Consider the following 25,679-nt stretch of genomic DNA (forward strand, 5'->3'; position numbering starts at 1 on the left):
GATAGCCTCTTTTCTCCTAAGAAATTTAACTTCTCTTAAAATTTGAAACTTACCCCACCGATTAATTGAATTGCTCGAACTGGATAGTTATTAAAGCGCTGGTATTTTTGATTGAGCAAATTGTTGCCATACGCAAAAGCAGAAATCCTATTGGTAATGGCATAGTCTGCTCCTATTTGAAGGTCAACTATAGTCCCAAGTTTTCTTTGGCTTGATGAAGCGAGGTTTAGCGCCTCAATTCCCCCCATGGCATTAAGGTTCGCATGAATCAACCACTTCTCATCGGGAGTAAAAGTATTGTTTAGTTTTGCTTCCCATTCAGGTCGGTGCCATGCTGCTTCAATTTCATCCAATGTGTATTGGTAAAAATGCGCCGAGGCATCCAATTGGTACCAATCATCAAATACATAATCCAGGGAAGCATGGTATTCTACAACTTTCGTATTGTTGTCATAAATAAGTTGAAATCTAGTGCTGTCCATTTCATTGTTGCCATAAAAATGCATGTTAGTAAAATCACCGTATTTAACACCTATTTTATAATTGGCCTGATCGTTGGCTTTGCCTGAAATCCCTGCATCAATCTGGAAATTTTGTATCGTATTTTTCAAATTTTCAGAAGGACCCAGAAATGGATTTTCTTTTATAAAATCATAATAAGTATTTCTAATAACATCTCCCTCATAGGAACCATAAATACCCAGTTCAGGTACTACATAATAGGACATTTTCAACAGCGGATAGACATGAAGTTCCGTTGATTTATTCGGTACGATATCGTTCTCCTGAATCACATTCGCCCCAACTTTTATCTTAAAAGCATCTTTTGCATATTGCACATAGGGCTGTAACTTAAAATAATTTCGCTCGATGTCATCGTAATAAATGTCACTTGGAGAGGTAAAAGCCAAAAGGGTATTAATCCCTCCTTTAAGGTAGTCATTGGCTCTAAACCCTGCATTTGCCCGGATAACTACTTCACTTTCTTTGGCCTCAAATCTATCGTTGAACAAGCGTAATGCTACATTTGCTTCATAATCAAATGGCTCTGTTCTATCCACTCTTCTTAATCCTGCCATGGCTTTAAGAGTGCCAAAAACTTGACGGATGGAATCCTGCATTACCAGATTCTCAGGATCTGGAGTATAGCCATAAAAATGATGCATGTCCCTCTCATAGCCTATTTTACCAAATACTTCAAAATCATCTTTATAAAGACTACCATTTAGCAAAACAGCAGTATGATCTTCTGCTGAATTTTCGCCATCTACAGGTCCTGTATAAAAACCCTGGTGTTTTAAATGAGCACCAAAGGTATAATCATCGTTGTCAAGGTAGTGGTAATCTGCCTGAATCAACGGGGAAGAATAATTGCCATAGCCTAGTTTTACTATTGCCTGCGTTTGGTCATTTTCAAGTTTTGGAAAAGACTTTGCATAAGGCTGAAATTTCAGTTCAACAGGAGCCAGTGTTGCGGCGAAGTTTTTTACCTGGTAATTGTAATTTATCGAGGTAGAAACCGGTGGCAAAGCTGGGCTCTTTTCAAATACCCTCGATTGCCTAGGTAGACTCAAAACCCTATCCTTCCGAATAATAAATTCCGTATCTCTAATTTCTCCTCTTTGTGGTACTGATGTCTCTTGAGAAATTGCCTGGGTAATCCCTGCAATTACCATCAGCCCAGTTAATAAATAATTTATTCGTTTCATTAATTGGCTATGTTGATGGTTTTCAATAAAGTTTCCGCTTCCTGTTTGACCGTGTCATCCGAAGCATTTTCAATGATGGACTCTAATGTAGCTTTCGCCTGAAATTTTTCATCCAAGGAAATGTAATTCTGAGCAAGCACTATAAACTGCTTTCCATACCAATAAGCATACTGGGTAAATGGCTGGGAGTTGTCAAATATCAACTGATTGGAAAGTGCAAATTCTCCTTTCTGATGATGCAGAAGGGCAATTTTATACAACGCTTCTGCACCTTGCTCGGTTTTATGATTTTCCATAAGTTGCTTGTAAACCGCCAAAGCCTGGTCTATTGCATTCGTACTTTCCAGCGATTTTGCCTTAATCAGTAATGCATTAGGTTCTGAATCTATGGTAATACTTCCAAGTGAGAGAATCTTATCAGCACTTGAAATTGCTTTATTATAGGCTTTCGTTTTAAAATAAGACTGCATCAGCCCAAAAGTTGCCTCATACTCTTCGGCTTTACTCCTTGCATTATCAGCAGTAAATTGATAATAAGGAATGGCTTTGGAAAAATTGCCATTTTCATATTCAATTTGCCCTATTTTATGAAACACCCTACTTTTGAGGTTGTTGTCATTGGTCTTCTCAATTTCATAATAGATCGCCAATGCCTTGGTTTTATCTCCCATTCGAAAATAAGCATCTCCTAAATAGTACTTGGCTTCTGGCACCTGGGCTGAGTTAGGATAATTTCTAATGAAATTTTGTAATGCCGTGATGGCTTCCTTATGAGATTGATTGAAGACAAGGCTTTTTGCCGCTTCAAATTCTACGTTTTGAAGGTTGTTATTGCTTGGATTGGATTTCCGATATCCAGACAGGTAAGTAGAAAACTCTTGTGACCTGCCTTCTAAAGACAAACTTTCCTGTAATCCTACCAAAGCAGTTTCACCATTTTCAGCATTGGGGTATTTATTCAGTATCATTTTATAATCTTCAATGGCAGCGTTATAATCTTTTAAAGAATAATTGGCCACTGCTCTACCCTCTAAGGCAAAAGGTATAAAAGGACTGTTAGGCTTAGTGTTTATGAGCACTGAAAAGACATCTCTTCCTTGTCCGTAATTAAGTTCTTCCATGTGAATTTGCGCTTTTTGGTACAGCACATCTTCTATATACAAACTATTTGGATAGTTGTTAATCACTTGATCAAATTGCCTTATCGCTTCGCTGTTATTTCTTTGGAAATTGGCTACTACTCCACCTCTGAAGTACGCGTAATCACTGTATTGATTACTTTCCGCTACCGCACGCCTAAAGACATTGGCCGCATCAGTAAATCTCTTTTGAACATAATAGGTATCACCAAGTCTGATAAAGGCATCATCATAATGTTGCTTGTCACTGCTACTTTTAAGTTTATCAGTATAGGTTTTAAACTGTCTTTCTGCCTTTTCATACTGACCTTCATTGAAATAGGCGTAACCTAAGCCAAAATGAGTACCTATCAAACTTGAATCCATTGATGGTGGATTCATGCTGATTAGTTTCTCATAAGCTTGAATGGCTGCTGCTGGTCTATTATTGGCTGCATTGGCTTCACCTTTCCAGTATTGCGCTTGGTATTGAAGTGATTTGTCTATGGGATATTGTAGGGATTTGTCCAGAAGTTGTAAAGTTCCTGTCAGGTTATTGTCCCTGTAATAGGTCATGGCCTGGTAAAAGGTAACCTTCTGATAAGCAGATTTTATCCTATCCGATTTATTATTCATTTTCTCCATGTGGCTTATTGCACGGAGATAATTATTGGTATTGACCAAAGCATCACTGAGTAAATTTTCTGCAGCAACTTTTTGGCTTCCCTGTGGGTATTCATTGAGGTAATTGTCCAAAGCGGTTATCGCTTCTTGAAATTTGCCCAATTCCAAACTAACTTTTGCATAGTTGAACAAGGCCTCTTCTTTAATTTCAGGCCTGAAGTCCATCTTATAGGCGGCGTTAAAGCTATTGGCAGCAAATGGTAAATTCTTCTGCTGTATATAAGCATATCCTAAAAAGTAACTTGCCAAATGTCCTAACTCATCGTTGACTAAAGCTACCTCTTTAAAAAACTGGCTTGCTTCAGCAAATTGCTGGTTCTCATAATGAGATACACCGGCTTTGTATTGTTGGTCTCTTGAAAGTTTGCCTTTCTTAGCCGTGTAGAAAGCCATGTAATGAAGTGCTGCCTGACTGTAGTTATTTTTATCATAGTAAGCTTCCGCCAACAGTAAATGAATTTGTTCGCTGTTCTCTAGGTTCTTTTTGTTGATTATTGGCGCGGCATAATCAATCAAAGTATCTAGTTTTTGTTGCCTGTAATAAATGCCGGCCAACATATAAGGAACTTTCAGGTTGTACTCACTTGATTTCTCTGCTTCTTTGAAATCCTTAGCTGCAGACTCGAAATCTTCTTGTTCGAAAGAACTAAAGCCTGAATAGAAATAAGCACTTGCTAAATAAGGACTGCGAAAGGTCTTTGCCCTTTCGAAATAACTTTTCGCCTGGGTATAGTTTTTCAACTGAAAATAGCTGTAACCCATTTTAAAAAACAGTTCCGGATGCCGTTCAGTAGAGAGCGGAACATTGCGGAGCAAGTCATAATTGTTGATCGCTTTTTTGTAATTTTTATTGACAAAATAATGGTTGCCTAAAAACCAAGCTGCTTCATTTCTAAGAGATTCATTTGGATGGTCAAGAATAAACGCATCCATCAAGGAAGTCCCTTCGGGAAATTCTCCTCTAAGGGAGGACAAGGCCTTGTAATAGGCAACAGCTACCGATCGACTGTTGTCCTCAATTCCTGGAAGCATAGACAGCCTTTCAAATGCTTCTCTGGAGGAGGAAAACTGGTCTTTTTGATAAAGTTCAAGAGCATCCTGAAACTTTGCTTCCAAGCTGGTTTGATGTATACTGGACTGGGAATATACCTGACTGAAAATTAGTAGGGATAAACCATAAAATAGAAATGTTTTATTCATTCTCAATTTGCGCTCAATGAAGAATTTTAAAAATAAGTTCTTTTAATGTCTGACTGTCTTCCATAGAATTTGTAGCAATTACTCCTTTGGAACGTAAATCTGCTTCTCTAAGATATCCAATCACATCAATAATCTTGCCTAAAGAATAATTTTTGCAGCAATGGTATATTCTTTCACAAAATAAGGATTGACTTTTATCACTGAAGCCAGTTCTCGTTCTCCTAAGTTTTTATTGGCTTTTACCAACAACAGGCGAGAGAAGTGCATGAATAACAGCGATAAAATTGGAATTAAAGGGTGGGCCTTGGTATTTTGTCCAAAGTAATTTATGATGGTATTTGCCTTTAAAATGTCCTTATAACTTAAAGCTTTGGTCAACTCAAAATTATTGAAGTCTTTGCTAATACCTATATACTGCTGTATATGGCCTGAATTAATCTTTTCCGGTTCATTAAAATTAATGACCATCTTATCAATTTCATTTGTCAGCACCTCCATATTATTACCAATAGATTCGGCCAGGATCTGACAGGCTTTGGTTTCTATGGTATGCCCTTTCGATTTCACATATTGTTCAATATATGGGGCCAACTTGTATTCAGGAACTTTGTCTGACTTAACCAGAATGGCCTTTTTATCCAATTCCTTGGCAAGGGCTTTCCGCCCATCCAGTACTTTGTATTTATAGGCAAAAACCAAAATAGTACTTGGAAGCGGATTTTTGATGTAAGCAATTAATTGCTGATCCCCTATTTCCTTTCCAAGTTCAAAAATATTTTGGGCTTCCTTTACAATGACAACTTGCCTATCCGACATCATAGGAAAGCGCTTTGCATTGGTGAGAATTGATGCCATTGTAGCATCTTTACCATACATTATCGTTTGATTAAAACTACGATCTTGTGGAGCCAATGCATTGTTTTCAATAAAATCCGTAATTTTATCAATAAAATAAGGCTCTTCACCCTGAAGGAAATAAATAGGGGCAAATTTATTTCCTTCCAGATCTTTTAAAATACTTTCCGGTTTACTCGGCATACCTGGTTTAAAAATGAAACTAAAACAGGTCAAAGATAAAAAGAAATAAGGATTATTAAGGCTAGAATGAAACAATACCTTTATTACTTTTGTATGTATAATGACACTAAAGCAAATTTAAGGTGGAAACTATAGAAACAGGCATCTCTTTCTACAAAGAGGGGAAATTTGACGAAGCATTGGCGGTATTTAATCGGCTAATCGTAAATGAAGGAAAGCTTCCTGCTTACCTTCACTATCGTGCACGCATACAATCCAGGCTTGGTGCTTTGGAAGACGCATTAACTGATTTTGATTCTTTGCTAGAATTAGATACTTATAACACCACTTATATTTCTGACAAGGCTGTGGTACTGCACCTTCTTGAGCGCAATCACGAAGCAAATGAGGCATTTGACCAGGCTTTAAACCTTGATCCAAATAATCCCTACCGGTATTCAAGCAGGGCCTACTTCAGGGACAGAATCGGTGATTTGAAGGGAGCAATAGAAGATTATGAAAGGGCAATAGCACTTGATCCGGAAGATGCTGTGGCACACAATAATAAAGGAATAGTAGAGGAAAAACTTGGCTATCAAAAGCAGTCCAAACAAAGTTTTTCTGAGGCAGACAGAATTACCGGATACAAAGCGCCTAAGGGAAATGAAAACCCTTTGCCCAAAATCGATACTTTAAAACAAGAAGAAAGCCTTGATCCAAGTGATCAAAAGGATGCCATTAGCTTAAAAGGGTATTTTAAAACCTTGTCAGGTATCTTTACCAATAAAGATACCCGAGAAGAATTTATGGCTTTTATAAAGACTAAGTTTAAAGGTTCTTGATTACGTAAAGGGGTTTATTGATAAAATAGGACATCTTTTTGGAGAGGTTATTGGTAAAAAGTTTCTCAAACCAGGTTTTCTTTTTGCTAAGGGTAAATAAAATATTTCCCTTCGAAGTAATCAGATAATTTTCCAAACCCAAGGCTGCGTCATCCCGATAAGATTTTAAAACGTAATTGATTTTGTCATACTTAGCAAAGGGGGCCAACTCTTCCTTCAAACTTTGGTGTTGGGCTTTGTCTATAATATTGGATTTTGAACTTACGTGAACAATGTCAATTTCAGCGTCATAACACTTGGCTATTTTGACTATTTTTTGAATGGCCAACTTGTCCTCTTCCAGGTAATCCGTAGCGTAGACTAATTTTCTGGGTGGTTTAAAGAAAACTTTTCTAGGAATAATAAATACATCACAGCTGGACTCAAGCACAACATTACTTGACTTAGTGCCTATATAATTGTTTTTAAACTCATTGATTCCTTCAGTACCCATTATTATCAGGTCAATGTTATTTTCTTCTGAATAGTCAATGATCGTTTTCACGGTCTTTCCTTCTTTTATCAGAAAATTACAAGAAGCCAGGCCTTTTCCAAGACTTTCCTCCTGAACAGCTTTTACCAAGTTTGTAAGTTTATTTTTTGCAGCATCCAAACTGTCTTCCACGACTTTGGTGGGGAAAAGCTTTTGATAATCTTCTTTGTCAGGAACATGAAAGAGTGTTAATTCAGCACCCAGCTTTTCACCTAACCTCGCGGCATATTCGATGGCATTTAAAGCGCATTCAGAAAAGTCTGTGGGACAAAGAATGGTGTAATTTTTCATATCTAGAAAGTATAATTTAATATCCTTGATCTGTACTGACCTCATTAAGCAAAGGCCTTTGGTTAATGAGATTCCTGTAATTGGCGATAATTTGAGGCGCTGCTGCTTTATAATTGGTTATACTTGCAATGTGTGGGGTGACCATTATTTCCTCCTGTTCCCAAAAGGGGTGATTCTTTTCCAGGGGTTCCTTTCGGAAAACATCCAGCAAAGCACCTGAAACCTGCCCTGAATTAATAGCTGGAATCAAATCCTCTTCCACCAAGTGCATTCCCCTAGCAACATTTATAAGGTAAGTACCCTGTTTAAACTTTTTGAATAAAGTAGCATTCAGAAAACCCTCTGTTTTGGGAGTCAAAGGCAACAGACAGACCACTATATTGACCTGATCCAAAAATTCTTGTAATTCCTCGCCATGATAATACGGATACCTAAAGTCATTTTTTGGAGAATTGCCATAGCCATAACAAGGAAAACCCAGCGCATTCACCTTGTCCAACACATCACCACCTAACTCTCCTACTCCCATTACACCCACTGAAATAGGTATTTCTGGTTGTGTCATGTCCCATGTTTTAGACTTTTTATTTTCAAGGTAGCGTTTAAATTGCCTGTGGTAATTTAGAATGCCCATCACCACATAATTGGTCATGGAAAAGGTAAGTCGAGGATCTATAATGCGGGTAATGGGTATGTTTTCAGGAACATAATCTGACATGATATGGTCCACACCAGAGCCCATTGAGCAAATGAGTTTAAGGTTAGGAAACTCTTTGAGGATGTTTTTGGGGTGTTGCCACAATACAACCACTTCTACAAGCGCATTGTCTTGAATATCAGGGTAAATTTGAAGGTTAATGTCTGGTGCTAGTTCAAGAAAAATGCCTTTCCAGGCATTCAATTCCTTTTCAGATTTATTTGGCGCAACAATTGCTAAAGCCATGAAGAGAATTAGTTGATTTTGGATAGTTAATTTAAAATAGATAGCCTCTAGAATTCCTGAAAAAGAAACCTGGATAAATGTCTACCTATAAGCAACATAATTGACATCTATAATTATATACTGACAATTTTCTTATCTTTACATATGGGTGAATTACCGTTTAAAGGATATTATTACCCAACTGTAAGTATACTATACTCTTAGATGATTAACAACAATCTAATTATAAAATCCATGAAAACAAAGAACATTGTTTGCCTAATTGCACTTTTTGCATTTGTTCAAGTGAGTCTATTGGCACAAATTAAAATGCCTCAAGCAAGCCCAAATAGTCAAGTTTCTCAACAGGTTGGCCTTACCATGATCCATCTGGAGTATTCCAGACCGAGTATGAAAAACCGAAAGATCTTTGGGGAATTGGTGCCCTTTGGTAGTGTTTGGAGGACAGGTGCTAATAACCCTACAACCCTTTCTGTTGATACAGATATAAAGGTAAATGGACAATCTTTGAAAGCTGGAAAATACGCCATATATACTATACCTGAAAAGAGGTCATGGACCATAATCTTCTCCAAAAATACAGAATTGTGGGGCGCCATGGGATACGACGCATCTAATGACGCACTTAGATTAAACGTTCCAGTAAACAAGCTTAAAAAAGCTGTAGAATCAATGGAAATTAATTTTTCGAACCTGACAGATTCAGGTGCTCAACTTAATATCTCTTGGGACAAAACTACTGTAGGTTTCGGCATAGAAATGGAAGTTGATCGTGTGGTCATGCGCCAAATTAAGGAGTTACTGATAGATCAGGAGAGCAATGATGCAGGGTTACAGTTTCAAGCGGCCAACTACTATTATAACCAAGGAAAAGACCTCAACGCTGCTATTGAATGGGTTTCAAAATCCGTTGAAGCAGACCCTAAATATTATACCGTTCATTTAAAGGCTAAAATTCAAGCTGCTTTAGGAAATAAAAGTGAGGCCATTGCTACCGCGCAGGAATCAATGCAAATGGCAAAAGAAGAAGGTAATATGGATTATGTTGCCCTTAATCAACGATTGATAGATTCCATCAAATAATAAGGCCTTGAATCCCGTTCACTGTTGAATCTACTACCGGGAGACAAGTACATTAAATCGTTAATCGAACTAAAGATTTTGGGTGTATTGTTGCTATGAATCGGCAACAATACACCCAAATTTTTTAATAGGCTTTGGCTTCGAATCTAAGGCTATAATTTAAAGACTTGTTATTTTTCGAATTGTCATTTATACGAAATTCTATTTTTTTTATAACTGAGCTATCCCTTTACCCATTCTTTATTAGTTATTTAGTTTTTCTGGCTTAGGGATAAACAAGTTCAAAATAGCAGCAATCGCCATTACCAACAAACAGCCAATGGCATTGTACCATAAAAACCCTATATCAATGCTGATGTCTCCTATCGTTTTCCCGTTGAAATAATGAAGCGTAAGGATAAGCATTTCGGTAATGATGGCAGCGATAAATACTGCTCTCCCTCCTACCCATTTCATAAAAAAGGCAACCATAAAAATCCCTAATATACTCCCATAAAACAAAGAGCCTAAAAGATTTACGGCTTGAATAAGGTTTTCAAACAAGGTAGCGTAAGTAGCAAAAAGAATCGCAAATACGCCCCAAAGTACGGTAAACCACCTTGAGGATTTCATGTAGTGATGTGAGCTTTCCTTTTTATTGATGGACCTTCTATAGATATCAATAGTAGTAGTCGAAGAAAGGGCATTCAGTTCTGATGCTGTGGAAGACATGGCGGCACTAAAGATCACTGCGAAAAGCAATCCAATTACCCCTTGAGGAAGGTAATCCATCACAAAGCGCATAAATACATAATCTGTATCTCTGGTTTCTGCCAATGGATCATTTTTTACAATCAAATCCTTGACCTTGTCCCTTACTTCTTCTTGTGCTTTAGAATGCCCACTAATGGCGTCCGTGTATTGGTCAACAGCTGCTTGGTCTTCCTTTTCAATGGCTCCCAACAATCCATCGATGCTCTGCCCTTTACTTTCAAAGATATTGGTATACTCTTGTTCCAAATCATTGAATTCATCCAAATATTCACTTTGCTTTAATTTATCCAATTGAATGGTATTAAAGAAAACGGGAGGCTGAAAGAATTGGTAGAATACAAACACCATCACCCCAATAAAAAGGATGATAAATTGCATGGGTACCTTTAAAAAGCCATTCATCATAAGCCCCATTCTACTCTCCTTCAGTGTCTTTCCATTCAAATACCGCTGCACCTGCGATTGATCTGTTCCAAAATAGGAAAGGAATAGAAACAAAGCACCTGTAAATCCAGACCAAAAGTTATACCTATCAGACAAATCAAACTCAAAATTGACGATATTAAGCTTCTCCATTTTACCAGCCACATGCAAGGCTTCCGTGAAACTAACCGGTATCATTTGAATGACAATAATTCCAGCCAGGACCATGCCTCCCATCATTACAGTCATCTGGTGCTTTTGGGTCACAGAGACAGCTTTGGTACCACCAGAAACGGTATAAATCACCACAATACAACCTATAAAAATATTGGTAAAGGTTAGGTTCCAGCCCAAGAGCGTGGATAAGATTATGGAAGGAGCATAGATGGTAATACCTGCTGCTAAACCTCTCTGTACTAGGAATAGACTAGCGGTCAAAGTTCTTGTCTTCAAGTCAAATCGTTGTTCGAGGAATTCGTAGGCGGTATATACCTTAAGTTTATAGTAAATGGGTAGGAAAAACACGCAAATAAAGATCATGGCTACAGGTAAGCCAAAATAGAACTGAATAAAGCGCATGCCATCAGAATAGGCTTGCCCGGGTGTACTCAAAAAGGTAATAGCAGAGGCTTGGGTCGCCATTATTGATAAACCAATGGTAAGCCAATTCATGTCATTGCCACCACGGATATATTTGTCCATGTCCTTTGGCCCGTACGTTTTATAAATTCCATATCCTGCTATGAGCAGCAGGGTTCCAAATAGAATAGTCCAATCCAGATAACTCATGAAAAATATTTAGTTAACCAATACAAAGCGGCAATTATAACTCCCAAAACCACAATTTGAAGCCAATACAAACGGTTCCAGTTTTGATATTCCTTACTATTCTTCATTACCTTGTTCAATTAAATTGACAAATAGTTTGATCGCTCCCGGTACACCTGCAGGAAGCAACCGAAACCAGGAAATACCTGAATAAGTATAGGTGCCTTTCCCAAAATCGGTAATAAGTAAGCTTCCTTTGGAAGGGGATTCACCAGGATCCTGCATTAATAGTGGGGTTTGATAATGTTCATCCCAATTACCTGGGAAATACAAACCTCGCTCCTGTACCCAGCCTTCAAAGTCTAAAGGATCAATTTTATTGGGGCTGTTAAGGACAGGATGATTCTTAAGCAAAACCTGCACCTTAGAATTTTCTACAGTAACTCTGTCTCTGGACAAAGTCAATGGATAAGGCCCAAATTCGTTGCTCAAAAGTGAAGCACTCGTATTGTATTGAATGATAAGGTTGCCCCCATCTTTAACATACTCCATTAAAGCATCCCTGTTTGTGGCCAGCGCTTGATTAACATTAAATGCCCTGATTCCAGAAATGATGGTTGTGTATTTTGATAAATCTGATCCCAACTGAGCGTCTTCAATTATTTCCACTGAATACCCTAAATTTCTGAGAATTCCTGGAACATCATCCCCTGCTCCTTGAATATAACCAATGGTTTGATTGCTGACTTCCATGTTAAGCCTTATTAAATTAAACGTGGCGTCAGGGAAATAGGTAAGGTTGGGAATATGGGGGTACAGTATACGTTTGGTGTCTTTTTGAAATACCTCACCATTCGTAGTTTCATAGTAAATTTTATGGGAAGATTTTTCTTCACCATTTATGTTCTTCAACTCAATTTGATAATGGATGGTCTTATTCTTCTCATCAATAGATTTATCCTTTACTGTGAAATCTGAACCATTTAATCCTCCTATATGTAATTGGCCATCCTTTATGTCATTACCAAACTTTACAAATACATCCAGGATTCCTGGCGTTTTATTCATTAAGAAAACATTGTTTTGCACTACTTCTACTGCAACTTCAGGAACTACTTTAAATGGCTGAACAATTTCGCCACTTACCCGATCATTGTAACGGTATTGAAGCGGTATGGCTAAATCAAATTGTTCCCCCTTTAAGGTAAAGGACAAAATACCTTCTATGGCTGGCGCATTGTAAGGCTTCCCAATCATCTCTTGATTTGTAACCGTATAAAGGTTGTCTTCAGGTTCATTTCTAAGCCAATAGGGCTGAGAATTTAAATGGTTCGATGGAATTTCAAAGGATACCTCTTTCACGATTGCCTGATTGTTTATCAAATTGGTTTTAAAGGAAAAAGTCTGGTCAAAAACGCTGAAAGATTGTAAGCTTACTTGGTTTTCTGTGACCTGATTGAGTATGATTTTACCCTTGATAGCACCCGAAGGATAATTCAATTCAGTGTCAGAAAGAAACAAGGCCTTCCACCCTATGGACTCCATTATCAATTGATTAACAAGTAATTGCTTGTCTTTGACCCATGGTAAGTTTTCTTGAACCTTATTTAACTCTTTCCTGATTTCAATCAACTGTCCGACATTATTAGCCGGTTCCACGAAATCAAAACTTTTAACCAAAGTCGCTATCTTTTGGGTAATGACTTTCCCGTTTGCCAATTGTTTCCACCTTTCTTCAATGTTCTCAAAAGGTGATTTGGTATAAGCCAATCCATCTACAAATTCAATAAAGTCTGTTCCTTCACCGATATCGGCTGTAGCCCCAAAACCCTGAGATTTGTGCATGGTACGACTATTGGCGGCTATTTGTGAATAGCTCATTCCCAGCAAAGGGTTAAATTTCCCTACCGGGAATTCATAATATTGCTTCCCAGGCTTTGGTTCATACACTCCCCCCCAGTTGTATGCATTCCAAAAAATCCTTTTGACAGCCCATGGCTCAACTTGGGTCAACTGTTCGGGAAAAACGGATGGGTCGCCAGAAACTTTAAAAGCTTCACCTGCAATTATAGCAGAGGTTGTATGGTGACCATGGGTAATTCCTGGTGTTGTATTGAATCGGGTAATGATGATGTCAGGTTGGAATTTTCGAATGACCCAAACCACATCGGATAAAAGCTTTTCACGATCCCAATTATTTAACGTTTCGTCTGGATTTTTACTGTAACCAAAATCAATCGCCCTGGAGAAAAACTGTCTACCTCCGTCTGTTTCTCTGGCTTTCAATAACTCTTGCGTCCGGATCATCCCTAGTTCTGTGCCCAGTTCCTTTCCTATAAGGTTTTGACCGCCATCCCCTCTGGTAAGTGAAAGGTAACCCACTTCAGCCATTTCCTCATTGCCCAGGTAAGCAATCAGCCTCGTATTTTCATCATCTGGATGCGCTGCTACATAAAGAATCCTTTTGGTTTCTTTAAGCTTTAAAAGGCCATGGTATATGGTAGCGCTACTTTGTGCCTTTAAGGAGCTTGTTAAAAAAATGCTGAATAGTATGAGTAAGCAGAGGCCTATGGATCGATGGTAGGCTAGCTTCGTGGATTTTGGTATCATAGTTAAAAGTAAGCATTGTGTTAGTTAACCTAAAACTAAATTATATTAATGGAAATATAGGCAGATCAGGCTAAGAAATTGGTTACTCCTATTGTGATATTGTGGAATAAAGTTTAAAATGCTACCTTATAGAGGTTTGTAAAACAAAAACCCACTATGGCCAAAAATAAAACTCACAAAGCTATACCAGGCAATCCTTCAACTTCCTATTCAAGCAAGCATCATTTAAACGACAGGTCCAATGGCTTGCCTTTAAAAGTGTTAACAGAATCAGATTGGGATTTCTGGATCCAAAACGGTTATGTGATCCTTCGCCAAGCTGTACCAAAAATTCTGACAGACAGGATGTCCAAGTTGTTATGGGAATTTGAAGAGAAAGATCCAGCCGACCTTTCTACCTGGTATGCCAGGCAATCCAATGAAATGGAAATGAAAGAACTTACCAATAGTGGAATGGTAGAGGTTTACAACCACCAGTACTTATGGGATATACGGCAATATCCAAAAGTCTACGAAGCTTTTTCAGACATCTGGGGAATGGAAAACCTATGGGTAACCATAGACCGGGCCAACCTAAACCTGCCTTCCAGGCCTGGGTTTGAGTTCAAGGGATTTATCCACTGGGATTACGATCCTGAGACCAATCCTCAAAATGTACAAGGACTTGTAGCTTTAAACAATCAAGATGATACAAATGTAGGTGGTTTTCAATGCATACCGGAACTTTACCGGAATTATGAAACCTGGAAAAAAGACCAGCCAAAAGACCGGGATCATTTTAAACCAGACACCAGTGGATTTGAGTTGACAAAAGTTAAGTTAATGGAAGGAGATTTGTTGATTTTTCAACAGCAAACTTCCTCATGGTATCAGGCCAAACCTCAGTGATAATAAAGTTAGGATGGCGCAATACATTTCAATGATGCCTGCAGAAGAGGACAATGAAGAGATGAGAAATTGGAGGATTTCTTCCTGGAAAAATAGAATTTCTCCAGAAGGCTATGCTTTTCCTGGAGACCCTAGAAAATGGGAACAAACCAAATACCCACAAGCGGAACTCAGCCCATTGGGTAAAAAATTATTGGGAGCTACTCCGTGGTAACTCCCAAATATTTTTACAATGACCACCAATAAGTGAATTTCAATGCCAGCGTTCTATTTTTAACATAGAATGGAGCAGGTATATAATTATCAGTGTAAACCAGGTAAAGGTCAGATGCAGGTTTAAATCTCCATTGGAACCTGGTATTAAGGTTAATATTGTCAATTTGTTCGTTGTACTGACCAAAGGCAGTAAAGAACAGGGTGTTGGTAAAGGTTACATCCACTCTTGGTCCTACAAGCCAGAATTTCGTATTGCCCCAAGGCTCTGGCAAATCTATTTTATTGTAATTACCTGTGATAGAAAGGCCTACATATGGTTGAAAGCGATAGCCCAACTCACCTGCAATATTAAAACGTTCACCATCAGCAAAGTACCCGCCGTATTGAGACGTTAGGGTATAGGTGAAAAGGCTTTGTGGCTTTGAAATGTATTCCATCCCAAAAGAATTCCATTGATGTTCTGTATAGGCATCAAGGGTAAACTGACTATAATTGGTAGGATCAAAAGGCCTTTGCAATACAATGTGGTTATAAGCATATTTTGCTGTCAATATACTTTGACTTCTAAACCTAAAGCCATAGGAAAGTTCTGTGATATTGTCTGTTTGTTCCATGTCCATGTCGTAAAACAGGGAAGTGTTGATCGTTGGCCCATGGTGAAGTATTAATTTACTTTTAGGGAAAAACAAATAGGAAGCGTTGGGATTGATTCTGTAGTAACCATTCCTAGGTACATAACCTACTTCGGCAAGGTAATTTGGCGCCACATACTCATGTTTCCATTCCCAAATCAAGTTACCACCCAGGTACCTGATATTGGCAGCATGTACCGCACTTTCATTTGATTTTAATGGACTAAAGGATTTAAGGAAGAAAGCCTTTCCTGCCCACTTGCCATTGGAGGAAGCAAGATTGTATTCCAAACCTGCGTTTCTATTGTAACTGGCAATAGGGTCTCCAGGATTATCTCCACCTGTAGGTAAAGCCCCGATATTGGTTCGGTTGACAAAAATTGCCCCGATATTTGATCTTTGTCCGATCCTTCTCTGGCCAGCCAAAACGGTGAAATTTTGACCAGGAGTATTTGTTTCTCCCACTTCACCTGTCTGCATGTTCATGGCACCAATTCGCCAATCCTTGTTGATTTTACCACTTAAACGTGCACCAAATTCAATGGGTGCATTTAGACCAATTCTTCTCGAAAAGAAAGGGCGGATCGTTTCATAACCAAAACTTGAAAACAAATCACCATTTTCAAGGAAGAACTGTCTACGTTCAGGATAAAACAATTCAAAGCGATCAAGATTGGTAATTTGTTGATCTACTTCCACCTGTGAGAAGTCAGGATTGACTGTCAAATCAAGGTTTAAAGAGGAACTAACTGCTATTTTAGCATCCACACCTACTCTATTCTGATAATCTGATGGCAATTCTCTGACATTGTCTTTTACCATGCCGCCCATCACATAAGGAATCACAGAAACATTCATGCCTGGTTCTGGTGGTGCTTCGTCCCATACCAAAATACCTGTATAGGCAAGAGAGGCAGAAGGAAACTGACGAGGAACGGGAGCCCAGGAGGATTTCTCTGTTGACCTAAGGTCATTACGACTGAAATTGATACCCCACTCCTTGATTCCTTTCTTATACCTTATGGATTTGAAGGGAATAGAGGCTTCAAAAATCCATTTATCAGAATAATTCTGAACTTTAGAAACCCATTTATTGTCCCAACTTAAATCTATGCTTCCTCCTCCATACATGATCCCATCCCACTGTGCTCCTGCAGCATTGGCACCAAAGGAAAAACCATTGGTCTGATCGTCAAAGGTATCCATGAAAAGCAAAAAGTTGTCATTTTTACCAAATGAGAAATCCCGACGTAAAGATTCTACGTAATAGGGATCATTTTCTCCATGGTAATTGATCACCAACAGATAAATTCGATCATCATCATAGGTCATCATTACATCTGTCTTCACCTCTGCATAACTGGTATCCATAGGGAGGATCATGTAAAAATCTTTGGCCACTTCAGCATCTGCCCAAGCCTGCTCGTCTACAACCCCATCTATTAAAACCGGAGAACTGGCTCTTTTTATATTTAACCTGTAAGCATCGTTAATTTTTTGCGCCATTCCGGGAATGGCAAAAAGGATGACTAATAATAAAATAAAACTTTTCCGCATGACAAAATTTCGCTTACCGCCAAAACTATAAAGGGAGCATTTGACCAGTAATAAATAAAATATTTAATATAAAAGCGCAATAATAACCTAAATAATACAAAAACTAGGCTTTGCAGCCTGTGTTTTTTTAAATTACACCTGATATTATACTGATAGCGAAATGGGCATATAAATGGTTAAGCTTTAGTAGTCTTTTGAATTACTTTACCTGTTTCTTTGTGTTTTAGGATAAGTTTCTCATCTCCATTGGGTAAAGTTTCCTTCTTGATTAAAAAATAATCCGCATCATGACTGGTGAAATTTTTCTTTTCATCCGGAGCCTCATCCCCTCTCCAATCCTCAATGATTATTGGTTCCCAAAGTTTGCTTTTGGCAGACAAAAAGGCTGCATCTAGAATGGCATTTACGATGTAACCATCATAAAACGTTTCCCTGGGTGCTGTACCTTTATCTATGGCTTCAAACATGTCTGTAAACATGTGTGGATAACCAAGTTCATGTGCTTCATCTCCCACAGGAAACAGCCATCCTGAATCTGATTCGGCCTTTTCAGCAATGTATTTGGCTCCTTTTCCTGTCGTAAACATGTCGAAACCTGTACGCAGAAAACTATTCAGCCAGATCGTGCCTTCAGTACCCATTACTTCATCTCTTAAATCCATTCCCCCTCTAAAAGTCCAACTGACTTCAAATTGACCAATGGCGCCATTTTCATACTTCACTAAGCCAATGGCATGGTCTTCAGCATCAATGGGATGCACTTGTGTATCTGCCCAGCACATTACCTCTACCGGACGAACAGCCTTGCCAATAAAATTTCTTCCTATTTCCACACAATGGCAACCAAGGTCTATAATGGCTCCCCCTCCTGATTGTTCCTTGTCCCAAAACCAATCACTATGAGGGCCAGGATGGGCTTCTCTGGATTTAGTCCACAATATTTTTCCCAGGCTTCCTGCATTTACACTTTCTACGGACTTCAAAAACTTAGGTGTATAACAAAGATCCTCTAAATAGCCGGCAAAAACCCCTGCTTTTTCAACAGCATCAAGCATTCTTTTGGCTTCATTGGCCGTTCTGCCAAGAGGTTTAGTACAAAGCACTGCTTTTCCCGCTTCCACACAGGCCATTACAGCCCCTTCATGCAAGTGATTTGGCAAGGAAATAATTACTATATCTACTTTTTCATTGTTGATGATCTCTTCCATCGATGAACCATAAATGTCCAATCCATAGTCCTCGGCAAATCTTTTGGCGTTTTCCTCATTTCTGGAATAAACACTAATTATCCTATCCAACCTTCTCTGGGCATGAAGCGTATCAGCATAAAAACGGGCAATAAACCCCGAACCAAGCATGGCAATATTCATAAGTATCTATTTTGGGTTAAATCATCAATAAAAGATAATGTAACTATTCAACATCTAATACAACAGTAAACCAATCGTATATTTACGGTAAATCACTAAATGTACAAAAATCAGTGCATAAAATTAACCCATTATGCAATCTTTATGTCTAATTTTGAAAGGCATTTAAAGGCCAATAGCAATGGTAAATTGATGGTATTTTGTTCAATAAAATGAGCAAGACTGTTCTATTAAAAATACACGTTTCCAATATTAATTAATGATTATTAACAACATTGAGAAATTCTTAGACTGGGTTATAGCAAGAAAGCTGGACTTGAACTATGATGTTTCAAGGCATAAACTTCGCATTTATGACCAGGAAGAAATAGTTGGAGACCTGTGGTTGCCTTTTTCTTTGTCCTATAATACCGAAACGAATGGAGTTGCCAAAGTTGAAAAGAACTGGATTGTTTTCTTGATCAGGTCAGGAACAGCTGCATTGGGATATTTTGAAGAAGGGACCAATACAGAGCACAAGGTCATTAGAGCCTATATGGTTAGAAAGAAGCAGGGAAAAAGTCAAATTAAATATTTGAAAACCAAAGGAAAATCCAGGGCTGGTTCAAGAGTTAGACTAGAAGCTTCAGAAAAGTTTTTCAACGATATTAATGAGAAACTTTCAGATTACCTCAACAAATACCCTGTAGATTATATTGCTTATTCCTGCTCCAAAACGCTTTGGCCCTACCTGTTTACAGAAGAAGGTAAACTGAAGAAAGATGATCCCAGGCTGTTTAAAGTACCGGCTCATATACAGGAGCCTGGTTATGGAAAATTGCTGGAGATCAATGATTTACTGCAAAGTCCGAATTTAATAATTGCTGAAAAAAATCCAGATTATTTTTCAGCATACAAAGACAAAGAACAACAAGCTCCTGAAGAAGATGACAATTGGTAGTATTCTGTAAACACCCTAAAAGCAATTAGTGCTTATTTAAGAAAAGTAAAATGGTAGCTACGGAAAAAAATTATCAATCTACTGTGTATATTTGCCCTCTAAGAAAATAGAATTATGCTTTACGATATTACAATTATTGGCGGTGGAATCGTTGGATTGGCCACTGGATTAAAGATAAAAGAGCAAAGACCTGAATTGAAAGTTGCCATTTTGGAAAAAGAACCAGAAGTGGCCAGCCACCAAACAGGAAACAACAGTGGTGTGATACACTCTGGATTGTACTATGCCCCTGGAAGTCTAAAAGCCAAAAATTGCATTGATGGATACCATCAATTGATTCGATTCTGTGAAGAAAATGACTTGCCATTTGAAATTACAGGCAAGGTGGTCGTTGCCACAAAAGAAGAACAATTGCCACAATTGAATCGCCTACTCGAAAGAGGTTTGCAAAATGGCCTTGAAGGCGTTCGTTCTATCTCGATGGAAGAATTAAAAGAGCTCGAACCACACTGTCATGGAGTTGGTGCATTGCACGTTCCTCAAACAGGAATCGTGGATTATAAGAAAGTTGCCTTGGCCTACGAGAAAAACTTTGTAGCCTTAGGAGGGGTTGTTTTATTCAATCATAAGGTACTGGATATTAAAGAGATAAACAACACCATCACTATTATTACTTCAAGTTCTGAAATCAGTACTAAGGTGGTTATCAATTGCGCAGGACTCTATGTAGATAAGGTGGCGGGTATGCTTGAAAAAGATCCTCTACCAATACGAATCATCCCATTTAGGGGAGAGTATTTTAAGATAAAAAAAGACAGGGAGTACCTGGTTAAAAACTTAATTTATCCTGTGCCAGACCCCAACTTCCCGTTCCTGGGCGTTCATTTTACAAGGATGCAAAAAGGAGGCGTAGAGGCTGGACCTAACGCAGTATTGGCCTTCAAAAAAGAAGGCTATAAAAAAACTGACTTTGACCTTAGAGAATTTTTGGATGCTGTTACCTGGCCGGGCTTACAAAAGGTAGCTGGTAAATACTGGAAAACTGGTTTAGGAGAATACAAAAGGTCATTTTCTAAGGCGGCATTTACGAAAGCCTTGCAAGAATTGATCCCCGAGATTGTGCCTTCCGATCTTGTATCAGGAGGAGCCGGTGTTCGGGCCCAGGCTTGTGACAGGGAAGGTGGATTATTGGATGACTTTGCTATTCAGGAAACTGCTAAAGCTGTGCATGTAATTAATGCGCCATCTCCTGCAGCCACCAGTGCACTGTCCATAGCGGATAAAATCAGTGAACTTGCTTTACAAAAAGTTTAAAGAATTAAAAGCCCTTATGGAATACACTTAAGCAAGAGCTAATTGAGCATTTACCATTGGTTTCAAAAAGAAAGAGGCCTTATTATTTCATTGCTTCCAAGGGAATCAAGAAACTTATCTATAATTCCTCACTTCACAAAGGACTGATTGTGTGCTTTCTTTAAATTCCACCAAATGTGCTTCCATGTTATTGGCAAAACCATTTTCTTCCAACATCTTCTTTCCGTTAGCCAAAATATTGGTAAGGCGTTTTAAACCAAACAGACCCAAAGTAGGCTTTATTTTATGCCTTGCTTGCTTGATGCATTCCAAGTCTTCCTCATCAACACCTTTGATATAAGCCCCCTCTAATTCTTCAATTGCAATCTCTATTGCATCCAACAATTGGTTTCGGAAATCCAAATCATCTTCTACCATTTCCTCGATCTTGTTAAAATCGATGTTAATAAAATTACCTTCCATAGCTGTTATTTAGTTGAAACCAATATAGGCAATAGTCATACTACTACGAAATGGAATCCTTACAAAAATTAGTCATTCATTGCTATCTCCTACTAAATACAAGGTTTACAGTGGTTTATTCTCCAAATTGATTGATTTCTATTCCGGTAATTGCATTGATCCCTTAGAAAAAATATAAAATCCTATTGCCCAGTTAAACTTGACGCATTTCCAGCCAAAAATCCTGTACTCCAGGCTGCTTGAAAATTATACCCTCCAGTGATACCATCAACATCAATGACCTCACCTGCAAAAAACAATCCTTTAACCAACTTGCTTTCCATTGTATTTGGGTCTATCTCATTAAGCGATACCCCACCAGCAGTAACAAACTCTTCCTTAAAGGTAGTTTTTCCTGAGATTTTTTAAGGAAAATCTGAATAAATTTTCAATTAATTTATTGATTTTTTTCTTATTTACTGCCTCCCACCTTAATTCTTGATCAATTTCAGCTTTCTCAGTAAGGAATTCCCACAGCCTACCCGGCAATCCGAAAAGAGGATTTGTGGAAATTTTCTTTAATGGATGCATTCCTTTATAACTTAACAGTTCTGCCCTTAGTCCATCTTCGGTAAAATTTTCTTGCCATTTTATAAGGGCTGTCGCTTCGTAATGATTCTCGTGCAGCCATGCTGCACCAAAAGCAGAAAGTTTTAAAACCGCAGGACCACTAATTCCCCAATGTGTAATCAAAATTGGGCCAGAATATTGTAACTGACTGCCTTCAAATCGGATATGGCCATTGGGAACACTTAATCCTTTAAGTGCAATGATTTCAGATGAGGGAGAATTGAAGGTGAAAAGGGATGGAATGGGCGGGTTTATACTGTGTCCAAGCTGATCTACCAGGGTATAGCCTTCTTTCTTGGGTTTTCCGCCAGTGCAAATTACCAATCTATCCACCTCTCTGTTATCTTTCGCAGATTTGAGCAAAAACTTGCCATTAACCACTTTTACTTCCTGAATACCAAATTGGTAAACCACTTTAACTCCAAAAGATTGAGCCTCTTCCTGTAAAACATTTGCAATACTTGAGGACATATCACTCACTGGAAATACCCTGCCATCTTGCTCTGTCTTCAATGGTACCCTTCTGCTTTCAAACCAGTAAACAGTATCCTTAGGATTAAAGCTTTTGAAAACCTTTTTCATAAACTTGTTACCTCGTGGATACCCTTTAAGAAACTCGGAGGTAGAGCTGGCGCCATTGGTTACATTGCACCTACCTCCCCCTGAAACCAATACTTTTGACAGTACTTTACTGCTTTTTTCAAATAAATAAACTTCTGCACCATTCTTAGCAGCTTGGATTGCCGCAAAAAAACCGGAGGCACCACCTCCTATTATTCCAACCTTTAATTTTTCCACTTTACTGTTTCAGCCTCCTAATGATCACTTTTTATTTTTCAGGGATCCCATAATACCCCGCGTCAATTCTCTGAAAAATGTCCTTCCCAATTGCCTCACCATGGTATTTTTACTTAGGGATTCAAAAAAACCAACATCTTTAGCAGCCGAAGCTTTCCTTTGCCTTTTAGAAGGGGTCTCCAATTCTTCCTTTTCAGGGGCAGCATTGTTGATTTTCTTCTCTAAAATTTCGAAAGCACTCTCTCTGTTGATTGGTTCATTGTATTTCTTTATCAAACTAGACTTACCTACTTGCAGGTCAATTTCATCTGGACTTAATATACCCATTCTTGACACAGGAGCCCTCAGAAGGGTATGAACAAGAGGGGTTGGAATCCCTTTTTCATTCAATACCGTCACCAATGCTTCGCCTATCCCCATGGCAGTCAAAATATCAGCCGTATCATAAAAGGAAGATATTGGGTAATTTTCAGCTGCATTTTTAATTGCTTTACGGTCCTTGGCAGTAAAAGCGCGCAAGGAATGTTGCACCTTTAATCCCAATTGTCCTAAAATCTCATCTGGAACATCTGTGGGACTCTGGGTACAAAAAAAGATACCCACACCTTTGGAGCGTATAAGTTTTACAATGGCCTCAATTTTTTCTAAGAGGTCTTTACTGGCATTTGAAAACACCAAATGTGCTTCATCGATGAAAAGGCAGAGCTTAGGCGCTTCCTGGTCACCTTGCTCAGGAAATGTTTCGTAAATTTCCGATAGCAAGCTCAACATAAAAGTACTGAAAAGCTTGGGACGATTTTGAATGTCAGTCAATCTTATAATAGAAACAACTCCTTTACCGGATTCTTGTCTGACAAAATCTTCTACCTCAAAAGAACGTTCTCCATAAAAATTATCCGCTCCCTGTTGCTCTAACTCAATAATTTTCCGGAGGATGGTATTGACAGAACTTGAGGAAACAGCGCCAAATTCCTTGGTGATTTCTTCTTTTCCTTCATTGATGGCATATTTCAGAATACTCCTAAGGTCCATCAAGTCCAATAAAGGAAGATGTTTCATGTCGCAGTACCTAAAAACCAGGGACAAGATACCAGATTGAGTATCGTTTAAATCCAAAATTTGCGCCATTAACACAGGTCCGAATTCAGATACCGTAGCTTTTAGCTTGACTCCTTTTTCATTGCTTATAGACATTAATTCCACAGGTAAGCCAGTAGCTTCGTAGGGAATACCAATGCTTGCAGACCTTTTTTCTATGTGCTCATTGTTGGTTCCTGGACAAGCCAATCCAGTCAAATCACCTTTAAGGTCCATGAGAACAGAAGGAATGCCTTTCAATGAAAGTTGTTCGGCTATTACTTGAAGGGTTTTCGTTTTACCTGTTCCTGTTGCACCAGCAATTAAGCCATGCCTGTTTAGGGTTTTGAGGGGAATTTTAACTTGTGCACCATTGAGTGCTACCTTATCAAGCATACCTGTACCAAGGATAAAGGAATCCTTTTTAAAGGTATAACCAAGGTTAATATGCTCTTTGAACTTGTCTAATTGTTCCATCAATTTTGTCGTTAATATAAAAAAACCTTAATGCGATCCAATAAATCACATTAAGGTCTAACCCGAAATGAAGTTTGCACGATAGGGTGCTACAACACAAAATTAGGGTAAAGTTTTCTTGAATTAGTGGGTCACTACAGGATCCAAGCTCTTGGCTTGCTCTATAAAATCCGTCACTTTAGACAGTGCTGGCACTGCATTGGTTAAATTTTTGGCTTCATTGGTACTTACTAGTGCTTGATGTAAGTTTTCAGCATTCCTTGTACGCAATTCTTTAACAGTGTCTACACCCGCAGCTTTTAGCAATTCTGCAAATTGACTTGCTATTCCTTTGATTCTGAACAAATCGGCCATATTTACCCAGTTCAAAATTATTTTCTCATCTATACCACTTGCAGCGGCAATTTCTTTACGTCCACTTTTTCCAGCTCCTTTTTCAAGTAAATTCTCAACAGTGATCACTCCTGCTGCAGAAAGCTTTTCTTTATTTACCGGGCCTATTCCCTCAATTTTGCTAATAGAATTTGACATATTGATATAATTAAGTTTAATGAATAAAGTATTATTTGAACAAACCGCCTAGACCACCTTTAAGTAGATCTGAAGCCTTGTCGGCTATGGCTTTTCCTGAGGATTGACCCAACATTGAAACCAAATCAGTTTTCTCTATATTTCCACTTTTTGAACCGGAGATGGCGGAAATAACTTTTGGTAAAACAAAGGAAGCTATAGACATGGCCATTTCAGGAGAAAGGCCCAATTTAGATGCATAACTACCTGTAAGATTTCCTAAGATACTTTTAAACATAGGATTTGAGGTCAACCCACTCCCTGTGTTAAGCATTCCAAGAATTCCATCAAAATTCCCTCCAGTTGCCTCTTTTGTTAAACTTTCAAACAAACTGTTCTTGGTCGTGCTAACTGCTTCTGAAGCCTTGCTTTGATCCAGACCAAACTTTTCGGTCAAGCCTGAAATCAATTCTGGTGATAGGTTTTCTAAAAGTGATGAAATCATATGTATTTTATTTATGTGAATTAGTATTTGAACCTGTAATTTATAAGTTTATTTTGTACTTCAAAAATAAACCCGATTTTTGTAAGCCGGTCAGTGCTAACACTAAAGATCAATACGACAATACCTTATATAAGAGAGGATCAATTTATATTTTTACCTTAAACAATAACTGTTCCAGCTTCAAATACATATACATTTGTTAATTTACAGATAGGCTATAAAAATAGCTAATCTATCTAAGATAATTTCTTTCTTCTCATTGGCCAATTAAATATTTCACCAATGTTTTTCTTTTATCCTTAGATGGAAGGCTTTTGTATCATTACAATATTATTGGATATAATTAACAAT

18 protein-coding genes and 2 pseudogenes are annotated in these 25,679 nt (G+C 38.3%); 5 read left to right on the forward strand and 15 right to left on the reverse strand.

Annotated features, from left to right (window positions below):
• Positions 1-35: 35 nt before the first annotated feature.
• The 3 genes and pseudogenes from ADICYQ_RS23900 to holA form a co-directional block, all read right to left on the reverse strand.
• Positions 36-1,709 carry a TonB-dependent receptor gene (locus ADICYQ_RS23900; RefSeq protein WP_040418023.1) on the reverse strand — a complete coding sequence of 558 codons (1,674 nt, stop codon included), beginning with the start codon at positions 1,707-1,709 and terminating at the stop codon, positions 36-38.
• On the reverse strand, positions 1,709-4,711 hold the full coding sequence (locus tag ADICYQ_RS23905; RefSeq protein ID WP_040418025.1) for a tetratricopeptide repeat protein: 3,003 nt from the start codon (positions 4,709-4,711) through the stop codon (positions 1,709-1,711). The genes ADICYQ_RS23900 and ADICYQ_RS23905 overlap by 1 nt, the downstream gene beginning before the upstream one ends.
• A gap of 13 nt (positions 4,712-4,724) precedes the next feature.
• Positions 4,725-5,749 (reverse strand): annotated as a pseudogene (gene holA / locus ADICYQ_RS23910) (DNA polymerase III subunit delta).
• A gap of 122 nt (positions 5,750-5,871) precedes the next feature.
• On the opposite strand from holA, the gene ADICYQ_RS23915 reads away from it, so the two are divergent.
• Positions 5,872-6,570 (forward strand): tetratricopeptide repeat protein, encoded by a 699-nt coding sequence (locus ADICYQ_RS23915; protein ID WP_020891518.1) that lies wholly within the window; start codon positions 5,872-5,874, stop codon positions 6,568-6,570.
• Here ADICYQ_RS23915 and ADICYQ_RS23920 read toward each other — a convergent pair.
• Entirely contained in the window at positions 6,557-7,393 is an 837-nt protein-coding gene (locus ADICYQ_RS23920) for a universal stress protein (RefSeq protein ID WP_020891519.1), read from the reverse strand. The two genes, ADICYQ_RS23915 and ADICYQ_RS23920, sit on opposite strands and share 14 nt — an antisense overlap.
• Positions 7,394-7,409: 16 nt before the next feature.
• Positions 7,410-8,336 carry a 2-hydroxyacid dehydrogenase gene (locus ADICYQ_RS23925; RefSeq protein ID WP_020891520.1) on the reverse strand — a complete coding sequence of 309 codons (927 nt, stop codon included), beginning with the start codon at positions 8,334-8,336 and terminating at the stop codon, positions 7,410-7,412.
• 234 nt (positions 8,337-8,570) lie between these two features.
• On the opposite strand from ADICYQ_RS23925, the gene ADICYQ_RS23930 reads away from it, so the two are divergent.
• A complete protein-coding gene (locus tag ADICYQ_RS23930; RefSeq protein ID WP_040418040.1) occupies positions 8,571-9,419 on the forward strand; it encodes a DUF2911 domain-containing protein in 849 nt (282 codons plus the stop codon).
• 243 nt (positions 9,420-9,662) lie between these two features.
• On the opposite strand, the gene ADICYQ_RS23935 is transcribed toward ADICYQ_RS23930, so the two are convergent.
• Together ADICYQ_RS23935 and ADICYQ_RS23940 are read right to left on the reverse strand one after the other, a co-directional pair.
• Entirely contained in the window at positions 9,663-11,384 is a 1,722-nt protein-coding gene (locus ADICYQ_RS23935) for a sodium:solute symporter family protein (RefSeq protein ID WP_020891522.1), read from the reverse strand.
• Positions 11,385-11,480: 96 nt separating this feature from the next.
• Complete coding sequence (locus ADICYQ_RS23940) at positions 11,481-13,973, reverse strand: PIG-L family deacetylase (RefSeq protein ID WP_020891523.1); 2,493 nt, start codon at positions 13,971-13,973, stop codon at positions 11,481-11,483.
• A gap of 156 nt (positions 13,974-14,129) precedes the next feature.
• Between ADICYQ_RS23940 and ADICYQ_RS23945 the strand changes: the two are divergent.
• Positions 14,130-15,075, forward strand: a pseudogene (locus tag ADICYQ_RS23945) (phytanoyl-CoA dioxygenase family protein).
• Positions 15,076-15,088: 13 nt separating this feature from the next.
• Here the strand turns inward: ADICYQ_RS23945 and ADICYQ_RS23950 are convergent.
• Together ADICYQ_RS23950 and ADICYQ_RS23955 are read right to left on the reverse strand one after the other, a co-directional pair.
• Complete coding sequence (locus ADICYQ_RS23950; RefSeq protein ID WP_020891526.1) at positions 15,089-17,266, reverse strand: DUF5916 domain-containing protein; 2,178 nt, start codon at positions 17,264-17,266, stop codon at positions 15,089-15,091.
• 176 nt (positions 17,267-17,442) lie between these two features.
• Positions 17,443-18,636, reverse strand: coding sequence for a Gfo/Idh/MocA family protein (locus ADICYQ_RS23955; RefSeq protein WP_020891527.1), 1,194 nt, complete (start codon positions 18,634-18,636; stop codon positions 17,443-17,445).
• Positions 18,637-18,895: 259 nt separating this feature from the next.
• Here ADICYQ_RS23955 and ADICYQ_RS23960 point away from each other — a divergent pair, with 259 nt between their 5' ends.
• Together ADICYQ_RS23960 and lhgD are read left to right on the forward strand one after the other, a co-directional pair.
• Positions 18,896-19,576: a VLRF1 family release factor gene (locus ADICYQ_RS23960; RefSeq protein ID WP_020891528.1), complete on the forward strand. Its 681-nt coding sequence runs from the start codon at positions 18,896-18,898 to the stop codon at positions 19,574-19,576.
• Positions 19,577-19,690: 114 nt separating this feature from the next.
• On the forward strand, positions 19,691-20,890 hold the full coding sequence (lhgD, locus tag ADICYQ_RS23965; protein ID WP_020891529.1) for an L-2-hydroxyglutarate dehydrogenase: 1,200 nt from the start codon (positions 19,691-19,693) through the stop codon (positions 20,888-20,890).
• A 114-nt stretch (positions 20,891-21,004) separates the two neighbouring features.
• Here the strand turns inward: lhgD and ADICYQ_RS23970 are convergent, their stop codons facing one another.
• The 6 genes from ADICYQ_RS23970 to ADICYQ_RS23990 all read right to left on the reverse strand — a co-directional run bounded on the left by ADICYQ_RS23970 (position 21,005) and on the right by ADICYQ_RS23990 (position 25,328).
• Complete coding sequence (locus ADICYQ_RS23970; protein WP_020891530.1) at positions 21,005-21,352, reverse strand: hypothetical protein; 348 nt, start codon at positions 21,350-21,352, stop codon at positions 21,005-21,007.
• A 182-nt stretch (positions 21,353-21,534) separates the two neighbouring features.
• Entirely contained in the window at positions 21,535-21,675 is a 141-nt protein-coding gene (locus ADICYQ_RS30980; RefSeq protein WP_020891531.1) for an NAD(P)/FAD-dependent oxidoreductase, read from the reverse strand.
• A 55-nt stretch (positions 21,676-21,730) separates the two neighbouring features.
• Positions 21,731-22,759 (reverse strand): aminoacetone oxidase family FAD-binding enzyme, encoded by a 1,029-nt coding sequence (locus tag ADICYQ_RS23975; protein WP_020891532.1) that lies wholly within the window; start codon positions 22,757-22,759, stop codon positions 21,731-21,733.
• A 24-nt stretch (positions 22,760-22,783) separates the two neighbouring features.
• Complete coding sequence (locus tag ADICYQ_RS23980) at positions 22,784-24,313, reverse strand: helicase HerA-like domain-containing protein (RefSeq protein WP_020891533.1); 1,530 nt, start codon at positions 24,311-24,313, stop codon at positions 22,784-22,786.
• A gap of 123 nt (positions 24,314-24,436) precedes the next feature.
• On the reverse strand, positions 24,437-24,844 hold the full coding sequence (locus ADICYQ_RS23985) for a DUF4332 domain-containing protein (RefSeq protein WP_020891534.1): 408 nt from the start codon (positions 24,842-24,844) through the stop codon (positions 24,437-24,439).
• A 31-nt stretch (positions 24,845-24,875) separates the two neighbouring features.
• Positions 24,876-25,328, reverse strand: a complete 453-nt coding sequence (locus ADICYQ_RS23990; RefSeq protein WP_020891535.1) for a DUF937 domain-containing protein — start codon at positions 25,326-25,328, stop codon at positions 24,876-24,878.
• Positions 25,329-25,679 lie beyond the last annotated feature (351 nt).

This window comes from Cyclobacterium qasimii M12-11B (assembly GCF_000427295.1).
GTDB classification, from domain to species: domain Bacteria; phylum Bacteroidota; class Bacteroidia; order Cytophagales; family Cyclobacteriaceae; genus Cyclobacterium; species Cyclobacterium qasimii.

Coding starts and splice junctions, on each gene's coding strand:
- ADICYQ_RS23930 (WP_040418040.1), top strand. CDS start 8,571: ATGAAAACAAAGAACATTGTTTGCCTAATTGCACTTTTTGCATTTGTT.
- ADICYQ_RS23905 (WP_040418025.1), bottom strand. CDS start 4,711: ATGAATAAAACATTTCTATTTTATGGTTTATCCCTACTAATTTTCAGT.
- ADICYQ_RS23985 (WP_020891534.1), bottom strand. CDS start 24,844: ATGTCAAATTCTATTAGCAAAATTGAGGGAATAGGCCCGGTAAATAAA.
- ADICYQ_RS23990 (WP_020891535.1), bottom strand. CDS start 25,328: ATGATTTCATCACTTTTAGAAAACCTATCACCAGAATTGATTTCAGGC.
- ADICYQ_RS30980 (WP_020891531.1), bottom strand. CDS start 21,675: ATGGAAAGCAAGTTGGTTAAAGGATTGTTTTTTGCAGGTGAGGTCATT.
- ADICYQ_RS23940 (WP_020891523.1), bottom strand. CDS start 13,973: ATGATACCAAAATCCACGAAGCTAGCCTACCATCGATCCATAGGCCTC.
- ADICYQ_RS23960 (WP_020891528.1), top strand. CDS start 18,896: ATGATTATTAACAACATTGAGAAATTCTTAGACTGGGTTATAGCAAGA.
- ADICYQ_RS23900 (WP_040418023.1), bottom strand. CDS start 1,709: ATGAAACGAATAAATTATTTATTAACTGGGCTGATGGTAATTGCAGGG.
- lhgD (WP_020891529.1), top strand. CDS start 19,691: ATGCTTTACGATATTACAATTATTGGCGGTGGAATCGTTGGATTGGCC.
- ADICYQ_RS23925 (WP_020891520.1), bottom strand. CDS start 8,336: ATGGCTTTAGCAATTGTTGCGCCAAATAAATCTGAAAAGGAATTGAAT.
- ADICYQ_RS23970 (WP_020891530.1), bottom strand. CDS start 21,352: ATGGAAGGTAATTTTATTAACATCGATTTTAACAAGATCGAGGAAATG.
- ADICYQ_RS23955 (WP_020891527.1), bottom strand. CDS start 18,636: ATGAATATTGCCATGCTTGGTTCGGGGTTTATTGCCCGTTTTTATGCT.
- ADICYQ_RS23935 (WP_020891522.1), bottom strand. CDS start 11,384: ATGAGTTATCTGGATTGGACTATTCTATTTGGAACCCTGCTGCTCATA.
- ADICYQ_RS23950 (WP_020891526.1), bottom strand. CDS start 17,266: ATGCGGAAAAGTTTTATTTTATTATTAGTCATCCTTTTTGCCATTCCC.
- ADICYQ_RS23980 (WP_020891533.1), bottom strand. CDS start 24,313: ATGGAACAATTAGACAAGTTCAAAGAGCATATTAACCTTGGTTATACC.
- ADICYQ_RS23920 (WP_020891519.1), bottom strand. CDS start 7,393: ATGAAAAATTACACCATTCTTTGTCCCACAGACTTTTCTGAATGCGCT.